The sequence below is a fragment of the Mycobacterium sp. 1245801.1 genome (assembly GCF_001673055.1).
Lineage (GTDB): Bacteria > Actinomycetota > Actinomycetes > Mycobacteriales > Mycobacteriaceae > Mycobacterium > Mycobacterium europaeum_A.
In genome coordinates this window covers 1-1,675 of the sequence record NZ_LZKY01000410.1, presented here as the reverse complement: position 1 = coordinate 1,675, position 1,675 = coordinate 1, and the positions used below count along the sequence as shown (strand labels likewise).

Sequence of the window (1,675 nt, the reverse complement as noted above, 5' to 3'; positions counted from 1 at the left end):
TGTGGCGATACAAACAGAACGACCGAAATACAATCGGACGCACGCCATTACCAACACAGGGACGCTGCGGTTGCGGGATAAGTCGTTACGTGGAAATCACCGCGTTGGATCCGTTACTGGTTCTGATGCGAATCGGTTCGGCACTACGCAGGTTGAGGATATCCCGGAAGCCCCGCCGCGCCCGTTGCGTGTGCGGGCGAACCTTCCCTGTCCTTCGTGTTATGCGCAGGCGCTTACCAGGGAAGCGGACCGACTGGAATCAAATGACGACTGGCAGTGCTTATCATGCGGCAGCACATGCACGAATGACCAGATGCTGTCCGGTGGTTGGTAGGGGTATGTGTGCCGTTTGACTTGCGCCGCGTTACATGTATACGATGGCTTTGTCTTAAGACAGTTGCGCCCTTTTTCGGGTATGTCACTGTAAAACCGCAGGTCGTATTTTGATAGGCGGCACTGCCATGCGTAAATCAGGATCATGGACGCCCGGTCAGACGGCCGCATAGCCCGACCTGACACCGCCGCGCCACGCGCGGCCGCTATCGCTTGGTGGTTGATACTGATCAACCTCGCCGTACTGCTCGGCCAAGGCTGCGCCTGGGTGAGCTGGGTGATCGACTAGCCGAGAGGGCTGCTGATAGTGGATAGCGAGGCTGCGCGCGTGATCGACCTGTCCATCCTGGTCTGCTCCGTATCTGAACGATTCGACGGATTCGCCGCGCAGATCCAGCGGCAACTCTACGGCCAGATAGACAAACTGGCGGACCGAGATCGGTCCCGCGTGGAAGTCATTGTCCTCACCGACACCAGGTCCATGACCATCGGCGGTAAACGCAACCACCTGGTCAACATGGCAGCCGGCAAATACGTTGTGTTCGTCGACGACGACGACGAAATCGCCGACGACTACGTCGAATCCTTGTTGAACGCAACACGGTCCGGCGCCGACGTCCTAGTGTTCAACCTCGAGTACCAGTTCAACGGCGCGCGGAAACGCGTCATACGGCACTCGCTGCGGTTCACCGACGACAGCACGCGCGGCCTGAACACGCCGCGTCACACCAGCGCTGTGCGCCGAGACATTGCGCTCGCGTTGCCGTTCGCCGAGACGTCCTACGGCGAAGACTTCGACTGGGCGCAACGACTCCTGTCGGTGGCTAAAACCGAATGCGCCATCAACAAAACGCTCTACATCTACCGTGACTGCCCGGCCACCTCGGTAGCTAGGCAGTACGCCGAACGGTCACACCCCAACGCCTATAACGCATGGAAGAGGGCACAGTGAGTGAGTACCGTCTGCTGCAACGGATCTTACGGGAAAACGCCCCATTCAAGGGAACGGCGTTAGAGTTCGGCGTCGCCACCGGCACCAGCGCGCGCATCATCGCCGAACACATGCCCGTGATCGGATTCGACAGCTTCGCCGGCCTACCGGAGGACTGGGTTCGTGAACCGACCGACATCGGAACCACATTCCCCGCCGGCACATTCGCATGCGAGCCCCCAGCGATCGACAACGTTCTCCTCGTTGTGGGGCTATTCGCCGACACGTTGCCGTCGATGACGTTGCCCGACGACATCACCCTCGTGCACGTCGACGCAGACCTCTACAGCTCAACGAAAACCATCTTCGAACACATCGGGCCAGCGTTGCGGCCCGGCGTCATCATCGTCT

Annotated in this window: 2 protein-coding genes; both read left to right on the top strand. The window is 59.7% G+C overall.

Annotated elements, in window-relative coordinates; translation table 11 throughout:
- Positions 1-661 precede the first annotated feature (661 nt).
- On the top strand, positions 662-1,285 hold the full coding sequence (locus tag A5622_RS29415; protein WP_197508103.1) for a glycosyltransferase: 624 nt from the start codon (positions 662-664) through the stop codon (positions 1,283-1,285).
- On the top strand, positions 1,282-1,675 hold a 394-nt coding region (locus tag A5622_RS29410; RefSeq protein ID WP_232003048.1), incomplete at its 3' end, for a class I SAM-dependent methyltransferase. The genes A5622_RS29415 and A5622_RS29410, both read left to right, overlap by 4 nt.